This is a genomic window from Ilumatobacter sp. (genome assembly GCF_046290335.1).
Classification (GTDB): domain Bacteria; phylum Actinomycetota; class Acidimicrobiia; order Acidimicrobiales; family Ilumatobacteraceae; genus Ilumatobacter_A.
The window spans coordinates 576,483-595,792 of sequence record NZ_JBKAGH010000003.1; the positions used below are offsets into that span (position 1 = coordinate 576,483).

Below are 19,310 nucleotides of genomic sequence, written 5' to 3' on the forward strand. Positions count from 1 at the left end.
TCGATCGGGACACGGCGTCGCGTGGTGCGCTGGATCTCCTGGACCGCGGCGTCCGATGGGCAGACGGGACAGGGTTGGACCTGTGATCGACCGGGTAGTTGCTCGGGAACGATCGCGATGCGAGGAGAACCGATGTCCGTGCCGACCCGCTGCGTTCTCGGGGGGACGTGAATCAGATGAGCTTCGAGTCGCTGGTCGAGCGCGTCGGTGAAGTCGTCGAGTTGGTCGGGGTCGCCATCATCGTGGTGGGACTCGCGGTGTCGCTCGCGATGCTGTTGCTGCGCTGGCGGCACGATGGACGCGAAATCGCGTATCGAGACACCCGTCGGTCGATCGGTCGGTCGATTCTGCTCGGGCTCGAGGTCCTCGTCGCCGGAGACATCATTCGGACCGTCGCACTGGACCCCACGTTCACGTCGGTCGCTGTACTCGGCATCGTCGTGCTGATCCGTACGTTCCTCTCGTTCACCCTGGAGGTGGAGATCAGCGGGCGTTGGCCGTGGCAGGCGGGCTCGCATGAGGCGTGAATGGTGCATTCGCAGGCTCGCTGCGGGTCCGCGCCTGACGACCACGGTTCGTCGCGATCGTCGTGCGGGTACAGCTCATCCATGACATCCACGTATCGAGTCAACGACGACGGTGTCGCGAAGGCGCGCGCACTGATCGACAGTAACCAGTACGACCTCGACACCGAGTGGGGTGATGCCGCACCCTCGACCGAGGACGAGAACGGCAAGATCGACCGCGACGGCTACGACGGTTTCGGCGAATGGCACCTGGCGGTCGACGCCGACGCCTCCGACGACACCAAGGATCGTTTCGGCTTCCCGTACGGCGATTTCCATCGGGTCGTGCGAAGCGGCCTCATCGCTGCAAAGCAGCGCGCTGCGCAGAACGGTCACGATGCGGTCGAGCAGGCGGCCGACGAGCTGCTCGATCACCTCGACTCGGTTCGAGCCTGACCGAGCGGCGCGACCTTCACCTCGAACGCGTCAGCTCGGCGAAAACTGTGGCGACCGGCGTGGCCGGTCACGCAAGTTCAGCTGCTCCGTGACCGGCCTGTCACCTGATCGTCCAGCAGATTCGTTCGATCAGAGTTGCTCGACTCACGTCGACGCACTCCCAGCGGTGACGGGCTCTCAGCTCTTGGCCACCTGGTCCAGACGTTCGAGGGCGAAGGCCACAGCAGCGTCCATGCTGAGTACCGACCCGGCGAGGGTGGCCATCTCGAGTTCGGTCGACGACAACGCAGCTCGAGCGGCTTCGACCGTGCCGGGGACCATGTAGGTCTGCGCCGCGCTCGCGCGTCCTGCCCCTTCGAGCGCCGACCACAGCGTGACCGCACCATCTTGTTGGCCGTCGATGATCGCCAGCGCGCTCGCCGACTGATCCACGGCCGCCCACACCAGCGTGGGCGAGCGCAACCGGAGCATCCGCTCCACGGCGTTCGCCAATTCGCCAGCGCCTTGTGCGGTGTCGCCCGATCGCAGCAGGCGCGACGCCAAGAACGACAGCCCTTGCGCAATCACGTAGGGGTCGCCGGACTCGAACGCCAAGGCGACGCCTTCGTCGGGAAGTCTGCTCTGACCACGCAGATTCACGTCCAATGACAGCCATGCGAACCAGCGGGCGACGGCCGACCTGCTCGGCGAACCGAGACGATCCGCGACCTCGATCGCTGCCGGGTCCATCTCGGTGATCAAGGGCTGCAGCTCGAAGATCGGCTCGCCGATCGTGCGACCGATCTCGCCGCACCGGCGAGCACACTGTGCAGCTCGAGCGAAGTCGCCGCTGAAGATCGCCACGAAGCCCTGCACCATTTCGAGGATGCCCAGCTGCAACGGACCCGTCGTCGTCGTCGCCACACGGTCGAAGAGCCGCTCGGACTCCTCGAATCGCTCCAACCAGAAACAACCGACCGCGGCAGCAAGCGCCGTCGCCGGCATCTCGGCAGCGTCGGCTTCGAACGCCGCAAGTGCTCGCTCGGCCCACTCTCCGCCTTCGATGAACACTTCGGCGCTCACCGTCATCGCCATCCGCTCCATCATGAACTCGACGAGCGTCGGGTCCTGGTTGGCGATCGCCCACTGCACGGCTGCTCGGACGTCAGGCAACGACCGTCGAAGCGCGCGGCTGGCGGCCGCCTCGGCCTCCGTGAACTTGTCGCGGACGGCGCGGCGCGTGAACGCCGCGAAGTATCGAGCGTGGCGCTCTTCGAGTTCGGCGGTCAGCGGCGCTGCGCTGGCGAGGTGCTGTCGAATCGGCTCGAGGATTCGAAACCTCGCCGTCGCATGGTCACGTCGAAGCAGGTGGTGTTCGACCAGCGTCTCGAGGAGCCCCAGAAACACCTCGGTCTCGACATCGGATCCGACGACCGCCAGTGCCGATGCAAGGTCGAACGCTCCGCGGAAGACCGTCATCGAGTGCAGGATCGATGTCGCCTCGGGGCCGAGTTGGGCGAGCGACCACTCGAGTGCCGTTGCGAGGCTCGTGTGACGAGACGGCCCGTCGACGGTGTTCGAGTCGAGCGAGGCCGGATGAGCGACGAAACGGGCGAGGATCTCGGCGGGCGAGAGCACCCGCGTGCCACCAGCCGCGAGTTCCAGCGCAAGGGGATAGTTGTCGAGTTGCTCGCACAGCGCGGCGACGTCGGTCCTTTGAAACGGACCTGCTCCGCATTCGGCGACACGCGCCTCGAACAACTCGGCCGCCGACTCGGGCGCCATCGGCGCGACGTCGACGACGCGTTCGGTGGAGGTCCGCATTCGGAGCCGACTGGTCGCCAAGATGACGAGTCCAGGGCACTGGTCGAGCAACGCCGAGCTGAGATCGCGAGCACTCGCGATGACGTGTTCGCAGTTGTCGAGGACGAGCAGCGTCGAACGGTCCTGCAGGAACTGCACGATCGTTTCGCCTCGGGTGAGCCCGGCTTGACGTCGTAGCCCGATCGCCTCGCTCACGACGACGGTGAGATCCGTGGATCGATCGTCCGTGCTGGCGAGATCGACGAACCACACACCGCTGGTCCGGTGACTCGGGCCAGCAGCATCGAGTCGTTCCACGAACCGCCGAGCGATCGCAATCGCGCACCGGCTCTTTCCGATGCCGCCAGGCCCGACCATCGTGACGAGCCGGGCAGACGCCAGCAGTTCGACCACCTGGTCGATCTCGGGACGGTCGACCAACCGATTCGGTTCAGGGCCGACATTGGTCGTCGATATCCGAGTGCTCTGGCTCGGCAGCGGCGCTGCGGTGTGAGTGCCCGAGGCGATCGATCGTTCGAGGTGGTCGAACGTGGCGGACGGCGTGGTTCCGACCGTCTCGTCGAGATACCTCCGGTAGTCGCGGGCGACGCGCAGCGCCTCGGTCGATCGGCCCTGTGCCGACAACGCCGACATCAAGATCTCGCGAGGGCGATCGCGGAGCGGGTGCCGTTCCACGTGCGCGCGCATCGCGGCTGCCGACTCGCGAGGGCGGCCTGCATCGAGGAGCGCCTTGGCGTGGTCTTCGGTGGCCGTCGAGTGGATCTCGCCGAGCCTCACAGCGGCCGGTCGAGTCCAGTCCTCATGGATGAACTCGGCGAACGGCTCCCCACGCCACAGCGCCAGTGCCTCGCCCAAGATGATCTCGCGATCCAGCGTCTGGGCGCCAGCAGCTCGTTGGATCAGTTCGCAGAAGCGGTCCACGTCGAGGTCGACCTCCCCCAGCGCGTACCCGTCGGGCCTGGTCGCGATCGAGTCGACTCCGATCGAGTCGCGCGTCCGGGACACGGCGGTCTGGATCGCCGCCTTCGAGACGTGGAGCACGTCCATGAGCCGGTCCAGGGAAACGACGCCGCCCTCCTCGGCAGCGAGTACCGCGATGATGCGCCGTTGGGCTCTGGGAAGTGTGGCTGCGGATCCTGATTCGGATCGGACCTCGATCGGGCCGAGCATTCGAATGACGACTCGCCCCGGTCGGACTGGCACGGGTCGAAGTTTCGCACAGCGGTTCGTCAGCGACTCGAAAGTGGCGCGGGCGATGGTGTCTCCATGACACGAGAGAACCCCACTGGCGCAATCGGCTCGGCACGAACTCGGGCGACGACACGGCGGGCGAAGGCGTCCCTCGTCGCTGTTGCCATGGTGGTGGTGGCAGCGTGCTCAGGCAGCGATCCGTCGTCGGAGGCGACACCCGATTCGGTCGCATCGGTGGCTGTGCCCGATTCCGGCCCGGCAGGCGCAGAGCCGATCGACGAGTCGACGCCGATCGACGAGTCGACGTCGCCGCGACCTTCGACCACCACGGTCGACATCGCTCCCGCGACCAGCCTCGCCGCGATCATTCCCGAGGAACCGGCCGATGACGTCTGCCCGGCCCCGATTCCCAACGAGACGTCGCAGCCGGCTGGCATCGTCGCGTCGTTCGACCCGACCGCGCTCGAGGTCGCCGAGGGCCTCGCGGTCGATCCGTCGGGCAACGTGTATGTGTCGCTGCCCGCGCTCGGCCAGGTGGTGAGGCTCGCTCCCGGTTCGGGAGAGTACGAGGTGTTCGCGCAGATCCCGGACTGGGACCTGGCCCCGGAGGCCTACTTCGTCGAGCACTTCGGGATCCTCGGGTTGGCGTTCGATGCCGATGGCCACCTGTACGCAGCGGTCGACAGCCCCGGCCGGGCCGGTGTGTGGAAGTTCGACTGCCGGACCGGCGAGGGTACCCGGTTCGCCGGAACGGACGGGATGCTCTTCGCCAATGCGATGGCGTTCGACGACGCCGGGAACCTCTACGTCACCGAGTCCTTTTCCGGCATGGACGGCGACGTACCGCTGGGTGCGATCTGGAGGATCACGCCCGACGGAACCTCCGAGAAGTGGCTCGAGAACACCGAACTGGGCGGCCCGAACCGGTTCGGGCTCGCGAAGCCGAATGGAGCCAACGGCATTGCGTACCGGGCGGGCCTGCTGTACGTGAACATCCTCCAGCAGACGTCGATCATCCGCATCCCGGTGCTCGAGGACGGCAGCCCCGGCGACATCGTGCCGTACGCGATCACCGACGCGGCCTTCATCAACGACGGCATCGCGCTCGACGAGTCGGGTCGCGTCTACGTGACCGATGTGATCACCAACGGCGTCGTCCGCGTCGATCCGGATGGCTCGATCGTCCCCATCGCCGGAGGGGCCGACGCCGGCTTCGACGGCCCGGCCAGTATTGCCTTCGGGGTCGGTGCGACTGCATCGACCATGTACGCCGCCAATCTGGCCGGCGGCAGCGTCGAGGCTGGCGCCACACCGGGACCCGGCCTCGTCGCCATCGATGTCGGCACGGCGGGCATGACCCTCCCCGCCGAAGCAGCGCTGCGGCCGGTGGCGGTCGACGTCGACTACGGAGCCGATGCGGCAAGCGACGCTGCCGACACCCCACTACTCGACGTGTTCGCGATCGACGGGATCGAACAGGCCCCGGTGATCGTCGTGCTCCACGGTGTCCCCCAAGGTCGCAGCATCACGACGCAGCTGTCCGCGGAGTTGGCTGCGCGAGGCAACGTCGTGTTCAACACCGACTGGCAGTTCAACCAGTCGTCCAACTCGTCGGGAAGCAACTTCCAGGCGGCGTGCGCCGTCCGCTTCGCGCGGCAGAACGCCGAGCAGTACGGAGGCGACCCGGATGACGTCGTGGTCGTCGGATACTCGGCGGGTGGTGTCGTTGCCGCAACGGTGAGCCTGAACGGAGACTCGATCTCCGGTCAGTGCTCGAATGACGAGACCCTTGCCGCCACTCCCGACGGCTTCATCGGTCTCGCTGGCACCTACGACGTCTATGGCGCCGAACCGCCCCCAGGCTCCGAGGACGAAGCTGCTCGCTGGCAGACGTTCAACCCGTTCGAACAGCTGGAGTCGGCCGACGGACTCGATGCACTGCTCATCCACGGACGAGCAGACCGGATCGTCCCGATAGCGACATCCGACGACTTCAGTGCGGCTCTGGAATCGAACGGTGCAGCGGTCACCACCGAATACCTCGACGGAGCCGACCACTTCATCGTCTTCGACCCGTGGCTCCGAGAGGTCGGCGACGTGGTCGAGCAATGGCTGGGTGCCCGGTGACGATGGGTGCCCGGTGACGATGGGTGCCCGGTGACGGTGGTGCTGGCGGGTTCGCAGGGGAGCTCGGTCAGGTCGTCGAGGCGCACCGATCAGAACCAACTGGGTGATCGCATCGATGTGTCTGTCGGTGGTGCTGATCATCGCCGGGGTCGCGAGTCTCAGCGTCGTCATCTCGTCGCTCGGTCGCGAGTTCGGTGCGACTCAATCCGACCTGCAGTGGATCGTCGATGCCTTCGCCATCAGCCTCGCTGCACTGCTGCTCCCGATGGGGCCTTCGGAGACGAGTTCGGACGTCGCCGCTTGATGCTCATCGGGTTCGCCGTGTTCATCGCGGGATCGTTGTGGGCCTCGCTTGCGGGCTCGGTCGGAGTGCTCATTGCTGCGCGCGTGGTCGGTGGTGTGGGTGCCGCGATGATCTTCCCGGGGACATTGTCGACGCTCACGTCAGCCATGCCGACCGCGAGGCGTGGCATGGCGATCGGGATGTGGACTGCCAGCGCCTCGCTGGGCGGGACCATCGGCATGCTCGTCGCTGGTGCGCTCGTCGAAACCTTCTGGTTCGGATCGATCTTTCTCGCCATGGCGATCGCCGCTGCCGTGGTGGGGCTGATGACCGTGATGTTCGTCCCCGAGACGAACGACCCCGACCACGCCAACATCGATCCGCCTGGCGCGCTGCTGTCCCTGGTGGGCATCGGGGGACTGGTCATCGCGATCACGGAGGGGCCGGTGAAGGGATGGGCAGATCCGGTCACCGTGGGCGGCTTCATCGCTGCTGCGGTCGGCCTCGTCGGCTTTGCCTGGTGGGAACTGCGCACACCGACGCCGTTGCTCGACATCCGGTTGTTCAGGCTGCGCGGGTTCAGTACGGGCTCGGCGTCGATCTTCGTGCAGTTCCTGGTGGTGTTCGGCTTCTTCTTCGTCGCCGCGCAATATCTCGGCTTCGTGGCGGGCTACAGCCCGTTCCAGATCGCCGCAGCGTTGCTGCCCGTCGGTGTGCTGCTCCCGTATCTGTCGACCAAAGCGCCGGGTTGGTCGATCGCACTCGGACGAGGCGCCGTGGGCGCGTCGGGTCTGGTCCTGATGGCGATCGGCACCGGCACGTTCGCGCTCGTCGACATCTCGACGCCGTACTGGGTGTTCGCTGCAGCGCTCGTCGTCTTCGGTTCGGGCATGGGGCTCGCAGCGCCTCCCGCAACCGAGGCGATCGTCGAAGCGCTTCCCAGCGCCAAACAAGGCGTTGCTTCTGCGATGAACGACGTCGCACGAGAACTCGGAGGCGCGATCGGTATCGCCATCATCGGATCAGCACTCACCGCGGGCTACCGCGCGTCGATCGACGACGCAGCCGCACTGCTTCGCGTCGAAACGCTCGACGCGGTACGCAACTCGGCGGCAGCGGGCTTCGGAGTCGCCGAGCAGAGCGGACCGGACGCTCCACTGATCGTCACCATCGTGCGTGAGTCGCTGGCCGACGGCTTCTCGCAAGCCATGACCGTCGCCACCGCATTGTTGGTTCTGGGAGCGATCTACGTCGGCCTGCGAACCCCTCGTGTGATCTCGCCAGCGCAGGACGTCAGACGATGATCGGGCGACCCGAGTCGGCTGCGCGGCCGAAGTCGTCGTCGATGAGGACGATCTCGCGGCCGGCGCGGTCGAGGAGCGAGGAGGCGACCGAGGCTCGGTACCCGCTCTGGCAGTGCACATGGACCCGACCGGTCGGTACCTCGTCGAGCCGATCGAGGAGTTCGTGCAGCGGGATGTGGGTCGAGCCGGCGAGATGACCGTCAGCGAACTCGCCGTGTTGACGAACGTCGAGGACCGTTGGTTCGTCGAGTTGCCCGAGCCCGGCGAACGTGGTGACCTCGTAGGAGCTGCGATCCGCGTCGGGGGCCCAGCGGTCGAGCCCACCTTCGGCGGCGCCAGCAGGCCGGTCGATCCCGATGCGAACGAGCTGTTGCTGTGCCTCGGTGATGTCGTCGTGACGGTCAGCGAGGAGAGTGACCGGCATGCCCCACGGGACGAGCCAGCCGAGATAGGTCGAGAAGCTGTCCGACAGTTCGATGCCGATCGTGCCGGCGAGATGCGATTCGGCGAACGCCCGCCGTGGTCGAAGGTCGACCACCCATTCCCCGCGATGGATTCGGCGGGCCAGCTCGACGGGGTCGACCTCCGCCGGCGGGGAGAAGTCGGCGGCGGCCACACCTGCGATGTTCAGTGGCCCCATGTGCGCGTAGTACTTCGGGAACGCGTCGAGACCGGCGATCAGTTGGTCGACGAACGTGTCTTCGTCGGCTGCCCTGAGCGCAAGATTCGCCGTGCGTTCGGTGCCCAGTGTGCCGTCGGACTCCAGCTCGCTGGCGGCCGACGCGCAGAAGCTCCCGAAGCCGTGGGTGGGGTAGACCGTCGTGTCGTCCGGCAGCGATGCGGCGAGTGCGTTGACCGACCGGTACTGGGCGTGGGTCAGCTCCTTGGTCGACTCGGGGCCGATCAGATCCGTGCGCCCGACCGTGCCGTACAGCATCGACCCGCCGGTGAACACCGCTGGCGAGTTGCCATCGACGGTGACGACGTAAGAGAGGTGGTGCGGTGTGTGGCCCGGTGTGTGACGAACCTCGACCCGCATCGACCCGACCTGCACGACGTCACCGTCGGACACCTCGTGGTGGTCGAAGCGGAGAGGCTCGGCGGCCGCGTGCAAGTAGGTCGCTCCCGTGAGACGCATGAGCGTGAGCCCGCCGCTCACGTAGTCGTTGTGTACGTGCGTCTCCGCGACGTGGGTGATGACGACCCCGGCCCGATCGGCGGCGTCGAGCAGTCGATCGACGTCGCGCTGCGGGTCGACGACGAGCGCGACGGCTCCATCGTGGACGAGGTACGACCGGTCGCCGAGTGAGGCGGTCTCGATGGTGATCACGTGCATTCCGGGGTCCTTCCGACCGGGTCAATTGTACGTACTTTAAACGAGTTTCGTTCTAGGATGCCGTCATGGCAGGTCTGACGGCCGACATGGTGCTGGTGGTGGCGTTGCTGGCTGGCACCGTCGTGCTCTTCGTGACCGAGGTGGTACGCATCGACGTCGCCGCCATCGGCATCATGGTGGTCATCGGCCTGACCGGGCTCGTCCCGGCCGGGGACGTGTTCGCCGGCTTCTCGTCGAACGCCGTGATCTCGATCATTGCCGTGATGATCCTCGGCGCTGCCCTCGATCGGGTGGGGGTGATGCGGTCGGTGGCGGCATTCATCCTGCGGATCGGCGGGGCGACCGAGCGACGTGTCCTCGTGACGGTGTCGTCCGCCGTCGGCACGATCAGCGCCTTCATGCAGAACATCGGCGCAGCGGCGCTGTTCCTCCCGGTGGTCGAACGTGTAGCCGAGCGGACCGGGCTCGCCGCGTCCCGATTGTTGATGCCGATGGGGTTCGCCGCGATCCTCGGCGGGACACTCACCCTCGTCGCCTCGGGGCCGCTCATCTTGCTCAACGATCTGCTTGCGGCGTCGGCGGCGGGCGCCGAACCCGACTTCGAGCCCTACGGGTTGTTTGCCCCGACGCCCATCGGGCTGGCCCTGCTCGCATCGGGGATCGCCGTGTTCGCGCTGCTCGGCCGGTGGCTGTTGCCTGTCGTGTCCGCCGAACGCGGGTCGAGGGCAGCACTCCCCGACGTTGCGTCGACCTACGGCCTCGACGACGAACTGCAACCCTTCGTCGTGCCTGCTGGCAGCCCACTCCTCGACGACACGATCGGCGAGATCGAGGCGCAGTCGGGCAACGTGCGCCTCGTCGCGATGAGTGACCCCGACGGTGTGCGAGTCGGGCCGTCGCGCGATGAGTATCTCGCAGTGGGCATGGCGGTCGCGCTCGTCGGACCTGATGACGAGGTCGACGGTTTCGTCGAACGAAACGGCCTGCTCGCCGGTGACGGCCAGTGGTTCTCGGTGCTCGACGACGACGAACGCACGGGTCTCGCCGAGGTCGTCGTTCGGCCCGGATCGGACGCGGTGAGCCGTCGGGTGGAGGAGTTGCGACTCCGCCACCGCTACGGGGTGGTGCTGCTCGGTCTCTACCAGCGCGGCGAGGTCGTCACCTCGGACCTCCGCAACCGGCAGCTCAGTGGCGGCGACGTGATGATCGTGCTCGCCCCCTGGGATCGTCTCGCCGAACTCGACGACGACCCCTCGATGGTCGTGCTCACCGAGCACCCAGCCGAGCCGCCTCGTTCGTCCAAACGGTGGTGGGCCGTCGGTGCCTTGGTCGCCGCGCTCGGCCTCGTGATCGTCGGCAACCTGCAACTCTCGCTCGGTCTGATGACCGGCGCGGTCGTCGTGATCGTGGCCGGCGTGCTCTCTCCCGACGAGGCCTATCGGGCCGTGTCGTGGAAGACGGTGTTCCTCCTGGCTGCGCTGATCCCGCTCGGCCAGGCGGTGGAGGACACGGGTACGGCGGCGTGGATCGCCGAGCGCGTGATCGACGCGGTCGACGGGTTCCCGGTCTGGGGCGTGCAACTCGTCGTCGCGCTGCTCGCCACCGTGTTCACGTTGGTGGTGTCCAACGTCGGTGCCACGGTGCTGTTGGTGCCGTTGGCCGCCAACGTCGCGGTCGGCGTCGGTGCTGATCCGGCGCAATTCGGCCTGATCGTGGCCTTGGCAGCGTCGAACGCCTTCCTGCTCCCGACGCATCAGGTGAACGCGTTGCTGATGGGCCCCGGCGGGTACAGAGTGTCGGACTACCTCCGGGCGGGCAGCGTGATGACGTGCGTCTTCCTCGTCGTGCTGATTCCGGCGGTCAACGCCTTCGCGTGACCCGCTTCGACCTCGTCAACCCTGCCTGTCGCGGCGGTGGGGCGATCGACGTGATCGTGGTCCTTGCTCACGGCCGCCATTTCCTCTGACTCGGGCTGGCCGAGAAGATGAGGTGATCGATCTCGCAGGCTGACGACACGAAGTTGTCGGTTGACGAGGATCGGTGGTACTGCTGCGGAACTCGCCGCAGCCATCCACCGGAGGAATCGCAACGTGGCCGACCAACCGAGATCGACCGGTACACGCGCCTGCGTTGCGCTGGCGAGCGCCGTCTTCTGCCTGCTCTCGACCGTCCCGGTCGCGCAGGCTGGAAGCGCACCGGGATCGGCGGACAATGTCGCCGCCGGCGGCGACTATCGCTTCGTCTGCGAAGACGGCGGGAGCGGCGCGAGCGTCGTCGACGTGCTCCGAGCGACCGGCGAGCACGACACGTTCCTCGACCAGCTGAGCCGGTACGACTCCGAGGGATTCGAGATCCTGTCGGACCCGGTTCTGTCGGACAAGACCGTGTGGGCCCCGACGGATGCGGCATTCGCCGAGCTCGGCGACGCCGTGTCCACTCTGTCCGACGCTGAGATCAAGGCCGTCCTCGGGTACCACATCACGCCGCCGAGGCGAACCCCGGAGGGGCCGTATCCCATCATCACGCCCGAGTACCTCCTCGACGGCGGCGAGATCGTGCACCAGACCCGCACCGGGATCCTCACGGGTTCGGATCAACGGGTGCGAACCCGTGAGGACGACGGGGTGTTGACCGTGGAGGACGCGAACATCGGGCACACATCGTGGTGCACGCAGACGGGCTCGGTTTTCTCGATCGACGCGGTGATCACCGACGCGTCGGCGACATCCTGGGCGGAACGGGTGATCTACACCCTGTTCTTCCGGTCGCCGCTCCTGACGCTGATCGGACTCGGTGTTCTCGTCGCCAGCGTCGTTGCGCTGGTCCGGCGACGGCGGGCGCTCGGGTATCACGCACGTCGGAGCGGCTCCAGTACCGAGACGTAGTCTGCGAGGCGGGCTGCGATCTCGATCGCCGCGTCGACGTCGTCGGTGTCGGGCTCCTGCCAGACCTCCGAGATGCGGCGCCATCGGTCGACGCCGATGAACACGCCCGCTTCGGGTTCGTCGCCGAGTTCACCACGCCACGCGACCTCGTCGCGGAGAAGCCGGTCGAGCGCGGCCTGGCTCTGGTCGGGTTTCGGATACTCCGCGTGGAACCCCACTTCGAGCACGACCTTGCCGCCGACTCGGACGAGTTGGGCCTCGTAGTGCTCGCGGGCCGAGTCGTCGTACCAGACCTTGATGCCGCGCCGATGTGTACTCGAGTGGAGCACGCCGTCGACGTCGAGAACGAAGCCCTCGAACACGTCCTGCACCTGATCGAAGAACGATCGCTCCATCAGGATCTACCGCTGGATGTCGGTCGAGTTGGTGGGTGCGGCAGCAGCGATGTCCGCGGCGACGGTCGGGGTGTCGGACTTGAAGCCCTTGGGTGCGAGCGCCAAGAGTTCAGCCCATCCGGTTTGCCGTTGGATCGCTGCCTGACTGCGGCCGGGTGCTGCGCGTTCGTCACTGCTTTCCGTACCGGCCGCATCCCACAGCTTGACACATGGTTCCGAATGTGTCAGCTTCTGCGTCCTGACGTTTTGTCTCGAAAGCGTCAGCCGTCTCCCGGGGCAGGAGTGTTCCGATGACCCGACTCGGCTACCAGATCCCGAACTTCACCTACCCCGGCATCAGCGGCGGCGACATCTTCGACAACGTCGTCGCCCAGGCCAAAGCCGCCGAAGCAGCCGGGTTCGACCGGATCTTCGTGATGGACCACTTCTATCAACTGCCCGGAATCGGCGCGGGGTGGTTCGAGCTCGAACACGACTCACTCGGCTACGAGTTCGGCACGTTCACCGACCGCTTCGAAAAGCTCGAGGAGTCGCTGCAGATCATCGGTCCGATGCTGCGCGCCGAGCCGGTCAGTTTCGACGGCAAGCACTATCAGGTGACCGACGCCGTCAACTCGCCCGCTCCGGTGTCGAAGATCCCGATCATGATCGGGGGCTCGGGTGAGAAGAAGACGTTGCGGATGGTGGCGCAGTAGGCAGACGAGTCGAACCTCGTCCGGGTCGGCCCCGACGACGTTCCCCGCAAGCTCGACGCGCTCGCGCGCCACTGCGAACAGGTCGGGCGCGACCGATCCGAGATCGTCGTGACCGCGATGCAGATGGTGATCGTCGCGGCGACCGTGGAAGCGGCCGAGGCCGACGTCGCCGACATGGCCGCAGCGAAGGGCTGGAGTCCGGAGATCGCCGGGATGGTGAAGTCGATGCTCATCTTCGGCGATGCCGACACCGTCGGCGAGCGGCTCCAAGCGGTGATGGACGCCGGTCTCGACGGCCTCACCCTCGACCTTCCGGCCAACGGTCACCACACCGAGCCCATCGCCCTGCTCGGCGAGATCGGCCTGAAGGTCACCGCTCGCTGATCGCTGTCGGGTGGATGCCGACCGGTTGCGATCAACCGGCGGCGTCGGCGCCCGCTGATGCGAACTGGTTCGGGAGAGCGTCGCGGCAACTGCACCAGTGGTGCGCATCGTCGAGAACGACGTCGCGACCGACACGGTCGAGCACCCCGGCATCCAGCAGGTCGTGGCGGCCCACGACACGTTCGAGCGCCGCGACCACGTCGGCATCCCACTGCGCGCCGGCGTGCTCGCGCAAGATGGTCAACGCTCGATCGCGTCCCATGCCCTCGCGGTATTGGCGGGTGTTCGCCATCGCGTCGAAGGCGTCGCAGGTCGACACGATGCGCGCGCCGAGGGGAATGCGGTCGCCGGACAGTCCCTGTGGGTAGCCGGCGCCGTCGATCCGCTCGTGATGGCCTCGAACGATCTCGGTGACCGGGCCGAGCACGGGCGACGTCGACACGAGGTCCGCCCCGAGTTGCGCGTGCGTCTTGATGACGGCGAACTCGTCGGCGGTGAGGCTTCCGGGCTTGGCGAGGAGCTCACCGGGCACCATCAACTTGCCGACGTCGTGCAGGATCGCTCCGATACCGACGAGGCGAACGTCGGCGGGTGGCAGTCGCAGTTCGGTCGACACCTCGACCGCGAGCCGCGCGGTTCGCACGACGTGGTCTCGCGTGATCTGATCTTTGCGGTCGAGTTCGGCGACGAAGCGATGCACGATGTCGTCGAGACCGACCTCGAGCGAATGCAGTGGCGTGACTGCTTCGACGGTCTCCAGCAGCTGTGTGAGCGTCCCGGAGCGCCGGTACGCCACCATGGCGAGGATCGCTGCGAGGAACACCCCCACGATGTCGAACACGTGGGCGAGCCAGAATGCCGCGCCGAAGCCGTCGGCGGCGAAGAAGATGCTCGGTACCGACCCGACGAGCACGACACCGGCCGCAACCGCGAACGCAGCCCAACTGCCCGAGATCATCGCGAGGCCGGCATGTCGCCACGACAGTCCGCCGGCGACCGCCATCGATGCCACCGCGATGGCGATGGCTGCCGGACTGCCGGTGGGAGCCGCGGGGATGGAGTCCGGCGACACGAGGAGCACGATGGTCAAGATGGCGGTGGCGCCCATGTGTGCGGGGACCAGAGTGCGCCAGCGGGCCGCCATGCGGTTCGCTCGGCGACTGCGGGGGAGGGCGAGCGGGAGGATGCTGATCGCGCCGACCGGGATCGCGAGTTGCACCGACAACGCGAAGGCCTCGTTCGCGTCGTACAGCACGCCGGGCGTCAGCAGGCCGTGCGCGAAGGGGAGGATCGAGATGGCCCAGACGAACGATCCGAACAGCGCCGTCTCGGCCGTCGCGGACGCGAACGCTCGAACGACGAGCACGGCAGCGAAGACGGCGCATGCTCCAGCGCCGATCACGACCACCCAGAACAACAGCACCGGCTGATACCAGACCACGTCGGTGGTCACACTCGTCAGGAGCAGGGTGGTGAGCGCGACGATCCAGACGCCGACGATCCAGATGCGAGCCCCCGTCCTGAGCGACATGACGTGTCATCGGACCGTTGGTCGCCCCAGGTGAGCTGTTTCGCGTTTGTTGTCGACCCGCGGCCGGTCGTCGAACCCCGGTCGATCAGGCGCGCCGTGGTCGGGACGAAGCTCCAGGCGAGCACCCAGGTCAGGATCACCGTTCCCGTCAACCGTTCCGCCGGGTCGGCCGATGCTGCGCCGCCGTGACGCACCGATGACGTCGATGGCTGCGCGACACTGGGCCTCGTGGCGGCGAAGCTGATCTTCATCCACGGTCGTAACCAGCAGGGCCGCGATCCGGACGAACTGCGCGCGCACTGGATCGCCTCCCTGCAACGGGGGTTCGATCGACTCGGCCTGACGAGCCCCATCGTCGACGACGACGTGATCTTCCCGTTCTTCGGCGACGCGCTGTTCGAACTCACTCGGGAAGACTCCCTGGACGAAGCCGAAGCCGTGATCGGCGACGACGTCGCACCCGGGGTCTCCGACGACGAGGAGGCCACCATCCGCCTCGGCCGAGAAGTGGTCGGCGAGGTCCTCGGAGCGTCGGGTGTGTCCGCCGAGACGATCGAAGCCGAGATCGATCCCGAGCCGGCCGATCTCGAGCCTGCCGTCGCCGAGCCCCCGGCCGACAACGAGCCCGGGGGCGCACGAGTCGGCGGCGCGTTGAGCTGGGAGTGGGTGCAGGCGGGCCTGTCGATCCTCGATCGCCTCGTCCCGGGTGCCAGTGCAGCCAGCGTCGCGTACGCGGCGGGCGACGTCGCCCAGTATCTGAAGAACGAACAGGTCCACGCCGAGATCGACGCGGTCGTCGCCGCCGCGTTCGACCAGTGCTCTCCGGGTGATCGGATCGTCGTCGTGGCGCACTCGCTGGGATCGGTCATCGCATACAAACTGCTCGCCCACGGCGGCCTCTCGTCCGAGCGCTCGATCGCGAGTTTCGTCACGCTCGGGTCGCCGCTCGGCGTCTCCGCCATCCGTGACGCGGTCAGCCCAGTGGTGCATCCCGCCGCGGTGGCGAACTGGCTGAACGCCTACGACGATCGTGACGTCGTGGCGCTGCATCCTTTGGATCAGCGCTACTTCGACGTCTCGCCTCCGATCCTCGACCACGACGCGGTGGTCAACCCGTCGCCGAACCATCACCGGGTGGAGGGTTACCTCGAGGACCCGGTCGTCGCCTTGACGATCCACGAAGCCCTCGGCTCGGGTCGCCTGCCGCCCGTGTTGGCGCGTCGACGTCGTGGAGCGGGCGATCCCGCCCGGGTCGCCGACCTGTCGACGCCGGCGTTGGTGGTCGACGCTGGCGTCTTCGCTGCGAACTGTGCCGCGATGGATGCCCGGCGTCCCGGCCTCGAGTTGCGTCCTCACGTGGGGGCGTTCGCGTCGACCGCGTTGGCGAAGCGCCTGGCAGCGGACGGACACACGGCCCTCTGTGCGGCGACGCCACGACAGATCGAGGGCTTGGTCGAAGCTGGCCTCGACGATGATCTGCTCCTTGCCAACGAGACGCTCGACACCGCTCGGCTCGGAGCGCTGGCCGATGAGGCCCGCATCACCGTCGCCGTCGGCAGCGACGCCACCCTCGACGCAGCGATCGTCGGTGGCATTCGTTCGGTCTTGATCGACGTCGACGTCGGAGCGCTTCGTGGCGGCTGCCGACCCGATGATGCCGGGCGTCTCGCCGAACGCGCGCGTACGGCTGGCCTCGAGGTGCGAGGCGTCATGAGCCACGAGGCTCACGTGATGATGGTGACGGATCGGGCGACGCGGCTCGAACTCGTCGAAGCATCGATGGCGACGCTCCTGGCCGCAGCCGACGCGGTCGGAGGCGACGTCATCTCCGGAGGTGGAACCGGCACGTTCGACACCAACACCTGGTGCACCGAGATACGAGCCGGCAGCTACTGCTTGATGGACACGCACGACGCCCAACTCGATCTGCCCTTCGACATCGCGCTCGAACTCCTCGCCACGGTGATCGCTGTGCGTCCCGACGGCATGCTGATCGCCGACGCCGGGCTGACTGCCTTGGGCACGGACCACGGCAATCCGAGTTGGGCGCACGGCACGGTGCGAGGCTGTTCGGGCGAACACATGACGCTGGCGCCCGACGACCCCGGCGCGTGGTCGATTGGCGACCTGATCAGACTGCAGCCGGCGCATCTCGACTCGACGGTGGTGCGGCACCAGGACATGTGGTTGATCGACGGCGACCAGATCATCGACCGGTGGCCCATCGATCTGCGTCACTGGTGAGTGTCGGGTGACGCGAAGGTCGTAGAGGTGGCGATGACCTCGAGGCCGGCGGGCCGCGATTCGCGGTAGCGTCGAAGCGTGTCACGATCGGTGTACGTGACCGCGATGGGCGCGGCCAGTGGGAAGTTCCTCGTCACGCTCGGGCTCGTCGAGATGCTCGCACGGCGCGTCAAGTCGGTCGGCTTCTACCGGCCGGTGGTGCCGCGATCGCCCGACAACGACCTCGAGCTCATCCGAGCCCGCTACCGGTTGCCAGACGAGTGCGTCGGGTACGGATTCACCGCGGAGGAGTACCGCCAGATCGTCGCCGAGCACGGCTCCGCTGCGGCCATGGCTCGAGCGCTGCGCCGCTACAAGCAGATCGAAGCGCACTGCGACATCGTGGTGATCGAGGGCAGCGACTTCACCGGGCCGGACGCACCGGTCGAACTCGAAGCCAACGCCAGCTTCGCCCGAAACCTCGGCGCCGCCGTCGTCGCCGTCGTGAATGGTCACGACCGGACCGTCGACGAGATCGTCGACGCCACTGCCGTCGGGCGGGAGTCGTTGGGCGGCGAGTTGATCGCGACCATCGTCAACCGTGCCGACCCGGCATCGATCCATGAGGTGACCGCGGCGCTCACTCGCGTCCTGGCGAGTAGTGGTTCGTCCGACGCCACGACGCCGCTTGCCTGGGCGGTCCCGGAGGACCCCGCGCTTCGTCAGCCGTCGGTCGAGCAACTCGCCGAGCGGCTCGGTGGCCGGTGGATCACCGGCGACGCCGACGACCTGCAACGACCGGTGCGCGACCTGCGAGTGGCCGCGATGTCCGTTCCCAACCTGCTCGACCGGATCACCGAAGGCACGCTGCTCATCGCTCCTGGCGATCGGCCCGACGTGATCATGAGCGCCGCGTTGACGCGTGCATCCGAGGGCTATCCGGCCGTCGTCGGCGTGGCGTTGAGCGGCGGGTTGGTTCCCGACGATCGGGTCCTCCGGCTCGTCGAGGGAGTGGGGCGAGGCACCACGCTGCCGATGTTCGCCGTCGACACCGACTCGTTCCAAACGGCGGTGCGGGCGGCGCAGATCGAGGGGTCGATCACCCCCGACAACATCCGCAAGATCGAGGCGGCCCTCGGTCTGTTCGAAGTGCACATCGACGTGGCCGCGCTCGCCGAGCGGATCGAACTCGCCCGCTCCGACACCGTCACGCCGATCATGTTCCAATACGACCTGGTCGAGCGAGCGCAGGCGGCCAACGCGCACATCGTCCTTCCCGAAGGCACCGACGACCGCATCCTGATCGCGGCCGATCGGATCGTTCGACGCCGGGTGTGTGACGTGACCCTGCTCGGGCCGGTCGAACAGGTTCGTGCCCGCATCGACTCGCTCGGCCTCGACCTCGACGTCCCCGTGATCGATCCGCTCGACTCCGACCTGCTCGATGGGTTCGCTCGCCGCTACCACGAGCTGCGCAGCCACAAGGGGATCACGCTCGAGCGCGCTCGTGACATCATGACCGACGTCAGCTTCTTCGCCACGATGATGGTGTACGAGGGCCTCGTCGACGGGATGGCGTCAGGCGCCGTCCACACGACCGCACACACGATCCGCCCGGCGCTCGAGTTCGTGAAGACTCGGCCGGGTACCTCGATCGTGTCCAGCTGCTTCCTCATGCTGCTCAGCGATCGCGTGCTCGTCTACGGCGATTGTGCCGTGAACCCCGATCCCGACGCCGAGCAACTCGCCGACATCGCGATCTCACTGGCCGACACCGCGGAGATGTTCGGTATCGAGCCGCGAGTCGCGATGCTCAGCTACTCGACGGGCGCCTCGAGCGGTGGCGCCGACGTCGAGAAGGTGCGGACCGCCACCGAGATCGTCCGAGAGCACCGACCTGATCTGCTCGTCGAGGGCCCGATCCAGTACGACGCGGCGATCGATCCGGTGGTCGGCCGGGCCAAGCTGCCCGGCAGCGAAGTGGCGGGCCGGGCGACGGTGTTCGTCTTCCCCGACCTCAACACCGGCAACAACACCTACAAGGCGGTGCAACGGTCCGCTGATGCCATCGCGATCGGACCGATCCTGCAAGGACTCAACAAGCCGGTGAACGATCTGTCGCGCGGCGCACTCGTGCCCGACATCGTCAACACGATCACGATCACCGCGATCCAGGCGGGGCGGAGCTGAG

Annotated in this window: 13 protein-coding genes and 1 pseudogene; 10 read left to right on the forward strand and 4 right to left on the reverse strand. The window is 67.3% G+C overall.

Annotated features, from left to right (window positions below; genetic code table 11):
• Nucleotides 1-176 precede the first annotated feature (176 nt).
• Entirely contained in the window at nt 177-527 is a 351-nt protein-coding gene (locus ACE37B_RS15265; protein WP_409924184.1) for a DUF1622 domain-containing protein, read from the forward strand.
• A gap of 81 nt (nt 528-608) precedes the next feature.
• The gene (locus ACE37B_RS15270) at nt 609-962 is read left to right on the forward strand and encodes a hypothetical protein (RefSeq protein ID WP_409924185.1); all 354 of its coding nucleotides are present in this window, start codon (nt 609-611) and stop codon (nt 960-962) included.
• A 177-nt stretch (nt 963-1,139) separates the two neighbouring features.
• Here the strand turns inward: ACE37B_RS15270 and ACE37B_RS15275 are convergent, their stop codons facing one another.
• Entirely contained in the window at nt 1,140-3,968 is a 2,829-nt protein-coding gene (locus ACE37B_RS15275; protein WP_409924186.1) for a BTAD domain-containing putative transcriptional regulator, read from the reverse strand.
• 63 nt (nt 3,969-4,031) lie between these two features.
• Here ACE37B_RS15275 and ACE37B_RS15280 point away from each other — a divergent pair, with 63 nt between their 5' ends.
• From ACE37B_RS15280 to ACE37B_RS15290, 3 genes are all read left to right on the forward strand, one after another.
• The gene (locus tag ACE37B_RS15280) at nt 4,032-6,083 is read left to right on the forward strand and encodes an alpha/beta fold hydrolase (RefSeq protein ID WP_409924187.1); all 2,052 of its coding nucleotides are present in this window, start codon (nt 4,032-4,034) and stop codon (nt 6,081-6,083) included.
• Between the two features lie 103 nt (nt 6,084-6,186).
• Nucleotides 6,187-6,387: a hypothetical protein gene (locus ACE37B_RS15285; RefSeq protein WP_409924188.1), complete on the forward strand. Its 201-nt coding sequence runs from the start codon at nt 6,187-6,189 to the stop codon at nt 6,385-6,387.
• A complete protein-coding gene (locus ACE37B_RS15290) occupies nt 6,387-7,670 on the forward strand; it encodes an MFS transporter (protein WP_409924344.1) in 1,284 nt (427 codons plus the stop codon). The genes ACE37B_RS15285 and ACE37B_RS15290 overlap by 1 nt, the downstream gene beginning before the upstream one ends.
• Here the strand turns inward: ACE37B_RS15290 and ACE37B_RS15295 are convergent.
• Nucleotides 7,660-9,006: an MBL fold metallo-hydrolase gene (locus tag ACE37B_RS15295; protein ID WP_409924189.1), complete on the reverse strand. Its 1,347-nt coding sequence runs from the start codon at nt 9,004-9,006 to the stop codon at nt 7,660-7,662. The genes ACE37B_RS15290 and ACE37B_RS15295 overlap by 11 nt on opposite strands.
• A gap of 65 nt (nt 9,007-9,071) precedes the next feature.
• Here ACE37B_RS15295 and ACE37B_RS15300 point away from each other — a divergent pair, with 65 nt between their 5' ends.
• Both ACE37B_RS15300 and ACE37B_RS15305 read left to right on the forward strand, forming a co-directional pair.
• Nucleotides 9,072-10,883, forward strand: coding sequence for an SLC13 family permease (locus tag ACE37B_RS15300; RefSeq protein ID WP_409924190.1), 1,812 nt, complete (start codon nt 9,072-9,074; stop codon nt 10,881-10,883).
• A gap of 213 nt (nt 10,884-11,096) precedes the next feature.
• A complete protein-coding gene (locus tag ACE37B_RS15305; RefSeq protein WP_409924191.1) occupies nt 11,097-11,891 on the forward strand; it encodes a fasciclin domain-containing protein in 795 nt (264 codons plus the stop codon).
• Here ACE37B_RS15305 and ACE37B_RS15310 read toward each other — a convergent pair.
• Complete coding sequence (locus ACE37B_RS15310; RefSeq protein ID WP_409924192.1) at nt 11,855-12,286, reverse strand: hypothetical protein; 432 nt, start codon at nt 12,284-12,286, stop codon at nt 11,855-11,857. The two genes, ACE37B_RS15305 and ACE37B_RS15310, sit on opposite strands and share 37 nt — an antisense overlap.
• A gap of 290 nt (nt 12,287-12,576) precedes the next feature.
• On the opposite strand from ACE37B_RS15310, the pseudogene ACE37B_RS15315 reads away from it, so the two are divergent.
• A pseudogene (locus ACE37B_RS15315) lies at nt 12,577-13,365 on the forward strand (LLM class flavin-dependent oxidoreductase).
• A 31-nt stretch (nt 13,366-13,396) separates the two neighbouring features.
• Here ACE37B_RS15315 and ACE37B_RS15320 read toward each other — a convergent pair.
• The gene (locus ACE37B_RS15320; protein ID WP_409924193.1) at nt 13,397-14,896 is read right to left on the reverse strand and encodes an HD-GYP domain-containing protein; all 1,500 of its coding nucleotides are present in this window, start codon (nt 14,894-14,896) and stop codon (nt 13,397-13,399) included.
• A gap of 228 nt (nt 14,897-15,124) precedes the next feature.
• Between ACE37B_RS15320 and ACE37B_RS15325 the strand changes: the two genes are divergently transcribed.
• Entirely contained in the window at nt 15,125-17,140 is a 2,016-nt protein-coding gene (locus ACE37B_RS15325; protein WP_409924194.1) for an alanine racemase, read from the forward strand.
• A gap of 78 nt (nt 17,141-17,218) precedes the next feature.
• Nucleotides 17,219-19,309, forward strand: coding sequence for a phosphate acetyltransferase (gene pta / locus ACE37B_RS15330; RefSeq protein WP_409924195.1), 2,091 nt, complete (start codon nt 17,219-17,221; stop codon nt 19,307-19,309).
• The last annotated feature ends 1 nt before the right edge of the window (nt 19,310 follow it).

Excerpts from the sequence above, each read along its gene's own strand:
- ACE37B_RS15265 (WP_409924184.1), top strand. The coding sequence starts at position 177 with ATGAGCTTCGAGTCGCTGGTCGAGCGCGTCGGTGAAGTCGTCGAGTTG.
- ACE37B_RS15270 (WP_409924185.1), top strand. The coding sequence starts at position 609 with ATGACATCCACGTATCGAGTCAACGACGACGGTGTCGCGAAGGCGCGC.
- ACE37B_RS15280 (WP_409924187.1), top strand. The coding sequence starts at position 4,032 with ATGACACGAGAGAACCCCACTGGCGCAATCGGCTCGGCACGAACTCGG.
- ACE37B_RS15290 (WP_409924344.1), top strand. The coding sequence starts at position 6,387 with ATGCTCATCGGGTTCGCCGTGTTCATCGCGGGATCGTTGTGGGCCTCG.
- ACE37B_RS15295 (WP_409924189.1), bottom strand. The coding sequence starts at position 9,006 with ATGCACGTGATCACCATCGAGACCGCCTCACTCGGCGACCGGTCGTAC.
- ACE37B_RS15300 (WP_409924190.1), top strand. The coding sequence starts at position 9,072 with ATGGCAGGTCTGACGGCCGACATGGTGCTGGTGGTGGCGTTGCTGGCT.
- ACE37B_RS15310 (WP_409924192.1), bottom strand. The coding sequence starts at position 12,286 with ATGGAGCGATCGTTCTTCGATCAGGTGCAGGACGTGTTCGAGGGCTTC.
- ACE37B_RS15320 (WP_409924193.1), bottom strand. The coding sequence starts at position 14,896 with ATGTCGCTCAGGACGGGGGCTCGCATCTGGATCGTCGGCGTCTGGATC.